Source organism: Streptomyces yerevanensis (assembly GCF_000716805.1).
Classification (GTDB): Bacteria; Actinomycetota; Actinomycetes; order Streptomycetales; family Streptomycetaceae; genus Streptomyces; species Streptomyces flaveus.
The window spans coordinates 179,793-188,160 of sequence record NZ_JNWJ01000015.1 but is presented as its reverse complement, the minus strand read 5'-3'; the positions used below and the strand labels follow the sequence as shown (position 1 = coordinate 188,160).

At 68.4% G+C, this 8,368-nt stretch carries 6 protein-coding genes and 1 tRNA gene; 5 read left to right on the top strand and 2 right to left on the bottom strand.

Annotation, left to right across the window (positions count from 1 at the left end; genetic code table 11):
* Together OP79_RS18505 and OP79_RS18500 are read right to left on the bottom strand one after the other, a co-directional pair.
* Positions 1–1,457, bottom strand: a 1,457-nt coding sequence (locus tag OP79_RS18505; RefSeq protein ID WP_078491868.1) for a DUF2252 domain-containing protein, incomplete at its 3' end; no start/stop codon positions are given.
* A gap of 243 nt (positions 1,458–1,700) precedes the next feature.
* Positions 1,701–1,784: transfer RNA gene (locus OP79_RS18500), tRNA-Leu, on the bottom strand.
* A 490-nt stretch (positions 1,785–2,274) separates the two neighbouring features.
* Here OP79_RS18500 and OP79_RS18495 point away from each other — a divergent pair.
* From OP79_RS18495 to OP79_RS18475, 5 genes are all read left to right on the top strand, one after another.
* The gene (locus OP79_RS18495) at positions 2,275–3,132 is read left to right on the top strand and encodes an FHA domain-containing protein (protein WP_033321342.1); all 858 of its coding nucleotides are present in this window, start codon (positions 2,275–2,277) and stop codon (positions 3,130–3,132) included.
* 10 nt (positions 3,133–3,142) lie between these two features.
* Complete coding sequence (locus OP79_RS18490) at positions 3,143–3,661, top strand: FHA domain-containing protein FhaB/FipA (protein WP_033321341.1); 519 nt, start codon at positions 3,143–3,145, stop codon at positions 3,659–3,661.
* Positions 3,662–3,781: 120 nt separating this feature from the next.
* Positions 3,782–5,314 carry a Stp1/IreP family PP2C-type Ser/Thr phosphatase gene (locus OP79_RS18485; RefSeq protein ID WP_245685361.1) on the top strand — a complete coding sequence of 511 codons (1,533 nt, stop codon included), beginning with the start codon at positions 3,782–3,784 and terminating at the stop codon, positions 5,312–5,314.
* Between the two features lie 32 nt (positions 5,315–5,346).
* Positions 5,347–6,783: an FtsW/RodA/SpoVE family cell cycle protein gene (locus OP79_RS18480; protein ID WP_033321339.1), complete on the top strand. Its 1,437-nt coding sequence runs from the start codon at positions 5,347–5,349 to the stop codon at positions 6,781–6,783.
* Positions 6,780–8,249: a peptidoglycan D,D-transpeptidase FtsI family protein gene (locus OP79_RS18475; protein WP_033321338.1), complete on the top strand. Its 1,470-nt coding sequence runs from the start codon at positions 6,780–6,782 to the stop codon at positions 8,247–8,249. Before OP79_RS18480 ends, OP79_RS18475 begins: the two co-directional genes overlap by 4 nt.
* Positions 8,250–8,368 lie beyond the last annotated feature (119 nt).

Here is an 8,368-nt window from a genome sequence, read left to right as displayed (position 1 = left end):
CAGGACATGACCAAGCCTGTCCCCAACTCCCCCACAACCCTCCCCGCCCGCACAGCCCTCACCAACTCCGCATGGTCCGCCTCGGTGCGGTCCGCGTAGGCCACCGAGAAGGACGCGATCGCCTCGTCCAGTTCCTCGCTCTTGCCGCAGTAGCCCGCGATCAGTCGGGGATCGGCGCTGTGGGCATGGGCGCGGGCCAGCAGGGCACCTGTCATACGGGCGTAGTCGTCGATCTGGTCGGCGGCCAGGGCCGCGGGGTCGACGCTGCCCTTGCGGTTGCGGAACTGGCGTACCTGGAAAGGCCGCCCGTCCACCGAGGTCCAGCCGAGCAGGATGTCGCTCACCACCTGCATGCGCTTCTGGCCGAGGACGACACGACGGCCCTCGTGCTCGATCTCCGGCACCGTCAGGCCCGCCGTCCTCAGGTGCGGCAGCAGGGCGGAGGGGCGGGTCTCCTTCACCTGGAGGACGAGAGCTTCGTCCCGGTGGTCCAGCAGGAGCACCACGTACGAGCGCAGGCCCACGCTTCCCGTGCCGACCACTCGGAACGCGACGTCGTGCACCGCGTACCGCGCGAGGAGCGGGAGGCGGTCCTCGGAGAGCGTGGTCAAGTACTCCTCCAGCGACGCCGCCACCCCGGAGGCCTCCGCGTCGGGTATGCGCCGCAGCACCGGCGGTGCATCGACGAAGCGGCGCCCACCGCCCTCGACCGGCTCCGTCGACTTCGCGGCGAAGCGGCCACTGGTGTTGGCCCGCGCCTTCTCCGAGACCCGTTCCAGGGTGCCCAGCAGGTCGTGGGCGTCGGTGTGCGAGACCAGTTCCTCGTCGGCGATGGCGTTCCAGGCGTCCAGGACCGGGAGTTTGGCGAGCAGCCGCATGGTGCGCCGGTAGGAGCCAGTCGCGTAGTGCGCCGCCTTGCGGCAGGTGTCCTCGTCCGCTCCCGCCTCCCGGCCCGCGAGGACCAGCGAGGTAGCGAGCCGTTTGAGGTCCCACTCCCAGGGCCCGTGCACCGTCTCGTCGAAGTCGTTCAGGTCGATGACGAGGCCGCCGCGCGCGTCCGCGTAGAGGCCGAAGTTCGCCGCGTGCGCGTCACCGCAGATCTGCGCGCCGATGCCCGTCATGGGCGTACGCGCCAGGTCGTACGCCATGAGTCCGGCCGAACCGCGCAGGAAGGCGAAGGGGGTGGCCGCCATCCTTCCGACCCGTATCGCCGTGAGGTCGGGGATGCGGCCGCGGTTGGACTCCTCGACGGCGGTCACGGCACCGAGACGGTCACCGTCCCCGCCGAGAGAGCCATGCGCGGCTCGCGGCACCCGCTCCCGCAACGCCTTGCCCTCTTCCTTGGGCAACCCCTGCGCCGGCCACTGCGCGAACCCGCGCACCCCGGCAACCCTGGCCTGTCCCGCCTGTCCCGCCTGCTCAGTCCGTGCCGCCACCGCGCCACCGCTCTCGCTCACTCCGACCGCCTCCCCCGTGCACGAACATCAACTCGCCACGACGGTACAGCCGGGCACCGACCCGTGTGAGTCCCTGTGGACAACTCCACTTCTGTGGAAAACACCAGGTATTCCCTGTGATTGTCCTCACCCAAGACGCCCTGGCGCGACCCGGGACGAGCCCGAGGCGACCCGGGCCCACTCAGTCCCGACCCCGGACAACGCGAAAGCCCCGCAGGTCCAAGACCTGCGGGGCTTCATCTGTGCGCGAGGGGGGAGTTGAACCCCCACGCCCTTGCGGGCACTGGAACCTGAATCCAGCGCGTCTGCCTATTCCGCCACCCGCGCATTGGGTGTGTCGTCCGTCTCTCACCCGAGGGTGCGAGCGCCTGGCGACATGCAGAAGATTAGCACGCTGCCAAGGGTGGATTCACATCCCTTTCCGGGGGCAGCAACGAGGCAGGGACGAGGCGGCAGACCCCGGCATCACCTGCGCAGCCGCCCCTCACAGTGCCTTGTGTCCCACCACACCCACCCCGTTCGTATCGGCCAGAACCTGTTCACGTATCAACCTCGTACCGGTCCCGGCCATCTCCCCAGGAGGGGGGCAGGGTCCACAGTCGGGTGCGGGACACTGTGGTGAAGCCACCTCTACGATCCTTCCCATGGGAGTGCCCAGGGGGAGTTCGAAGAGGGGCTCCGAAGGGAACTTCGGGAGGGGACTTCAGTGGGCGTCGACACCCGTCGACCGTGCCGACAGAGGGAACCACCCGATTTCCCGGCGCGTGGATACGATCAGTAAGCAGTACCAGGACAGCGACGAAGGAGGAGGTGCCCCATGGGAGTCCTGAAGAAATTCGAGCAGCGCCTCGAAGGTCTGGTCAACGGCACCTTCGCCAAGGTGTTCAAGTCCGAGGTCCAGCCCGTCGAGATCGCCGGAGCGCTCCAGCGCGAGTGCGACAACAACGCGACGATCTGGAACCGCGAGCGGACCGTCGTCCCCAACGACTTCATCGTGGAGCTGAGTACGCCGGACTTCGAGCGCCTCAGCCCCTACTCCGGCCAGCTCGGCGACGAGCTCGCCGGCATGGTGCGCGACTACGCGAAGCAGCAGCGCTACACCTTCATGGGCTCCATCAAGGTCCATCTGGAGAAGGCGGACGACCTCGACACCGGCCTGTACCGGGTACGCAGCCGTACGCTCGCCTCCTCCGCCAGCCAGCAGGCTCCGGAGCGCGCTCCCGCAGGAGGCCCGGCCGGCCGCCCCGGGGGCTACGGCTACCCGCCGCCGGCGGCCCAGCCGACGGGCGCTCCCCCCATGCCGTCCGCGCCGCCGCCCGGCGGCCGCGGCGGCCCCGCGTCGCCGATGGCCCAGGGCCGTGGTGCCGCGGCTCCCGGCCCGCTGCCCGGTGCGCGCGTACGGCACTGGATCGAGATCAACGGCACCCGCCATCAGATCTCCCGCCCGACGCTGGTGCTGGGCCGCAGCACCGACGCCGACGTGCGGATCGACGACCCCGGCGTCTCGCGTCGGCACTGTGAGATCCGGACCGGAACGCCCTCGACGATCCAGGATCTCGGGTCCACCAACGGCATCGTGGTGGACGGGCAGCACACCACCCGCGCTACGCTCCGCGACGGCTCGCGGATCGTCGTGGGCAACACCACCATCATTTATCGGCAAGCCGAAGGGTGAAGCGGGGGCAATGTCAGAGCTGACCCTCACGGTCATGCGGTTGGGTTTCCTGGCCGTACTGTGGCTGTTCGTGATCGTGGCCGTGCAGGTCATCCGCAGCGATCTGTTCGGAACGCGTGTCACACAGCGCGGCTCGCGCCGGGAAAGCGGACGGCCGCAGCAGGCCGCCCGGCAACAGGCCGCGCCCCCGCAGCAGCGCCAGCAGGCGAGCGGCGGCGGCCGTCAACGCCGTGGCGCACCCACCAAGCTCGTCGTCTCCGAGGGCATCCTCACGGGTACGACGGTCGCGCTGCAGGGGCAGACCATCACACTGGGGCGTGCGCACGACTCCACGATCGTCCTGGACGACGACTACGCCTCCAGCAGGCATGCCAGGATCTACCCGGACCGTGACGGCCAGTGGATCGTGGAGGACCTCGGGTCCACCAACGGCACGTATCTCGACCGGACCCGGCTGACGACCCCCACGCCGATTCCGCTGGGCGCGTCGATCCGCATCGGCAAAACCGTCATCGAGCTGCGGAAGTAGTACGACAATGAGCGAGCGGAGCGAGCACGCAGCGGCGGTCCCTTGGGTGGACCCCGGCGCGCTCCCGACCGGAGGGTGGGCACCGTGCGGATGTACCCGGAGCCGACGGGCGAGGTGCGCATGAGTCTGTCACTGCGCTTCGCCGCCGGATCGCACAAAGGCATGATCCGCGAGGGCAACGAGGACTCCGGTTATGCCGGTCCGCGCCTGCTCGCGATCGCCGACGGGATGGGCGGCCAGGCCGCCGGTGAGGTCGCCAGCTCCGAGGTGATCTCCACCATCGTCGCGCTCGACGACGACGTACCGGGTTCCGACATCCTGACCTCGCTCGGCACAGCCGTGCAGCGCGCCAACGACCAGCTTCGGCTGATGGTCGAGGAGGACCCCGAGCTCGAGGGCATGGGGACAACGCTGACGGCACTGCTGTGGACCGGGCAGCGGCTCGGCCTCGTGCACGTCGGAGACTCCCGCGCGTATCTGCTGCGGGACGGCGTACTGACGCAGATCACCCAGGACCACACCTGGGTGCAGCGGCTCGTCGACGAGGGACGCATCACCGAGGACGAGGCCACCACGCACCCGCAGCGCTCGCTGCTGATGCGTGCGCTGGGCAGCGGCGACCACGTCGAGCCGGATCTGTCGATCCGTGAAGTCCGCGCCGGCGACCGGTACTTGATCTGCTCCGACGGTCTGTCGGGGGTAGTCAGCCATCAGACGATGGAGGACACCCTCGCCAGCTACCAGGGGCCGCAGGAGACCGTGCAGCAGCTGATCGAGCTCGCTCTGCGAGGCGGCGGCCCGGACAACATCACGGTGATCGTGGCCGACGTACTCGACATCGACGGCGGGGACACCCTCGCGGGGCAGATGTCCGACATCCCGGTCGTCGTGGGCGCGGTCGCCGAGAACCAGCAACAGCAGTTGCACGACGACGGCACGATGCAGACGCCCGCGGGCCGCGCCTCCAGCCTCGGCCGCCCCGCGCCCGGAGGAGGCGGCGGCGAGTTCGGCCCGCCCGGCAGCGGCGACACCACCGGTTACGTCCCCACGGGCGGCTTCGGCGACTACACCGACGAGGACTTCGTCAAACCCCGCCGCGGACGCAAGTGGCTGAAAAGATCCTTCTACGGCGTGCTCGCGCTCGCCGTCATCGGCGGCGGGCTGTACGGCGGATACCGCTGGACACAGACGCAGTACTACGTCGGCACCAAGGGCGAGCACGTCGCGCTGTACCGCGGTATCAGCCAGGACCTGGCCTGGGTTTCGCTGTCGAAGGTGGAGAAGGACCACCCCGAGATCGAACTCAAGTACCTGCCGCCGTATCAGCAGAAGCAGGTCGAGGCCACGATCGCCGAGGGCGGCCTCACCGCCGCCAGGTCGAAAATCGAGGATCTGGCGACGCAGGCGTCGGCTTGCAAGAAAGACGCCGAACGCAGGCAGGCCGAGAGCCGTAATAACTCTCAGACGGGTGAAGGCGAAGCAGGCGGCACCACGGGAACCACAAGGACCTCCGTGGCGTCGAAGGCGACACCGACGCCGAACCCGTCGAAGTCACCGTCCGCCGACCCGTCCCCCACCGCACCCACTCCCACACCCGGTCCCAGCCTCTCGGAGGAAGAGCAGAAGCTGGTCTCGCTGTGCGGTAAGCAGTAAGCAACGCACGCTGTGAGAGGCCCCGTTACACGATGAGCAGTACAACGAACCCATCGACGCACCATACGTCCACGATCGGCGCCATCGGCGCGCCCAGCCGGCGCAACACCGAGCTGGCGCTGCTGGTGTTCGCCGTCGTCATCCCGGTGTTCGCCTACGCCAACGTGGGCCTGGCCATCAACGACCAGGTCCCCTCCGGCCTGCTCGGCTACGGCCTGGGCCTCGGCCTGCTCGCCGCCGTCGGCCATCTCGTCGTACGGAAGTTCGCGCCGTATGCGGACCCGTTGATGCTGCCGGTGGCTACGCTGCTCAACGGACTCGGGCTGGTGCTCATCTGGCGCCTCGACCAGTCACAACGGCTGCAGCAACTCGCTGAGAACACATACGGCTCCTTCAGCGCCTCGGCCCCCAAGCAACTGCTGTACTCGGCCATCGGCATCGCGCTGTTCGTGGCGGTCCTCCTGCTGCTCAAGGACCACCGCGTCCTGCAGCGCTACACGTACATCTCCATGGTCGCCGCCATCGTGCTGCTGCTCCTGCCCCTCGTTCCCGGCCTCGGCGCCAACGTCTTCGGCGCCAAGATCTGGATCAGCGTCGCCGGGTTCTCCATCCAGCCGGGCGAGTTCGCGAAGATCGTCATCGCCGTCTTCTTCTCCGGCTACCTCATGGTGAAACGGGACGCGCTCGCCCTCGCCAGCCGCCGCTTCCTGGGCCTGTATCTGCCGCGCGGCCGCGACCTCGGCCCGATCCTCACCCTCTGGGCCCTCAGCCTGCTCATCCTCATCTTCGAGAACGACCTCGGCTCGTCCCTGCTGTTCTTCGGCATGTTCGTGATCATGCTGTACGTCGCCACCGAGCGGACCAGCTGGATCGTCATCGGCCTGCTTATGTCCGCCGGCGGGGCGGTCGTCGTCTCCACCTTCGCCAGCCAGGTCCAGGTCCGTGTCAACGCCTGGCTCGACCCCTTCGGCTGCTACGCGGACTCCGGGGCCTGCGAACAGATCGGCCAGTCGATCATGGCCTTCGGCTCCGGCGGCGTGCTCGGCACCGGCCTCGGCCAGGGCAACTCCGACCTCATCGGCTTCGCCGCCAACTCCGACTTCATCTTCGCCACCGTCGGCGAGGAGCTGGGCCTGGCCGGAGTCATGGCATTCCTGCTGCTGTACGCCTTGATCATCGAGCGGGGCATCCGCACCGCGCTGGCCGCCCGCGACCCCTTCGGCAAGCTGTTCGCCACCGGTCTCTCCGGCGCTTTCGCCCTGCAGATCTTCGTCGTCGCGGGCGGCGTCATGGGCCTGATCCCGCTCACCGGCATGACGATGCCGTTCCTCGCCTCCGGCGGCTCCTCCGTGATCGCCAACTGGGCCCTGGTCGGCATCCTGCTCCGCATCAGCGACACCGCGCGCCGTCCGGCACCGGCCCCCGCCTCCAACCCCGACGCCGAAATGACCCAGGTGGTCCGCCCGTGAACAAGCCCCTGCGCCGCATCGCGATCTTCTGCGGGCTCCTCGTGATGGCCCTGCTCATCCGCGACAACTGGATCCAGTACGTCCAGGCGGACTCGCTGCAGAACCACGAGAACAACCGCCGCGTCTCCATCGAACGCTACGCCCAGCCGCGCGGCGACATCATCGTCGACGGCAAGCCGATCACCGGCTCCACCGAGACCTCGAGCAGCGACTACAAGTGGAAGCGCACCTACAAGAACGGCGAGATGTGGGCCCCCGTCACGGGCTACGCCTCGCAGGCCTTCGGCGCGACCCAGCTGGAATCCATCGAGGACGGCATCCTCACCGGCAACGACGACCGGCTCTTCTTCCGCCGCACCCTCGACATGATCACCGGCAAGAAGCAGAAGGGCGGCAACGTCGTCACCACCCTCAACGGCGCCGCCCAGAAGGCGGCCTTCGACGGCCTCGGCGACAAGAAGGGTGCCGTCGCCGCCATCGACCCCTCCACCGGCGCGATCCTGGCGCTCGCCTCCACGCCCTCGTACGACCCGTCGACGTTCGCCGGGAACTCCACGGACACCGACACCAAGGCCTGGACCAAGCTCCAGAAGAAGCAGAACCCCGACGACCCGATGCTCAACCGGGCACTGCGCGAGACCTACCCGCCCGGCTCCACCTTCAAGGCCGTCACCGCGGCCGCAGCCCTGGAACACGGCCTCGTCAAGGACCCCGACGCGAAGACGGACTCGCCGGACCCGTGGATCATGCCGGACACCACCACCGAGCTCCCGAACGAGGGCAACATCCCGTGTAAGGACGCCACACTCCGCAACGCCCTCAGGTACTCCTGCAACACCGTCTTCGGCAAGATCGGCTCCGATCTCGGCAAGGACAAGATGCTGGAGACCGCCGAGAAGTTCGGCTTCAACAAGGAGCAGTTCGTACCGATCCGCTCCAGCGCCTCCGTCTTCCCGACAACCTTGGACAAGCCGCAGACCGCGCTCAGCTCCATCGGCCAGTTCGACACCGCCACGACCCCCCTCCAGATGGCCATGGTGGCCTCGGCCATCGCCAACGACGGCACGCTCATGAAGCCGTACATGGTCGACCGGCTGATGGGCCAGAACGTGGACGTCGTCGAGCAGCACGAACCGGAGAAGATGAGCGAGCCGCTCTCCGCGGACAACGCCCAGAAACTCCAGTCGATGATGGAGACGGTCGTCGAAGAGGGCACCGGCACCCGCGCGCAGATCCCCAACGTCAAGGTCGGCGGCAAGACCGGTACCGCCCAGCACGGCGTCGACAACGAGCTGGCGCCGTACGCCTGGTTCATCTCGTACGCGAAGGGCGAGGACGGCAGCTCGCCGGTCGCCGTCGCCGTCGTCGTCGAGGACAGCCAGGCCGAACGTGAGGACATCTCCGGCGGCGGTCTCGCCGCACCGATCGCGAAGGACGTGATGAAAGCAGTACTCGACAGCAAGTGACCCCGCTCACGTCCCCTTCACATCGGTGCACGTTGCGATACCGGTCCTGTATCGGGTGACGGTTGTGGCCAGGTCAGTCAAGGCGAGCCGGGTACGGTATGCCCGGACAGCACACCGCC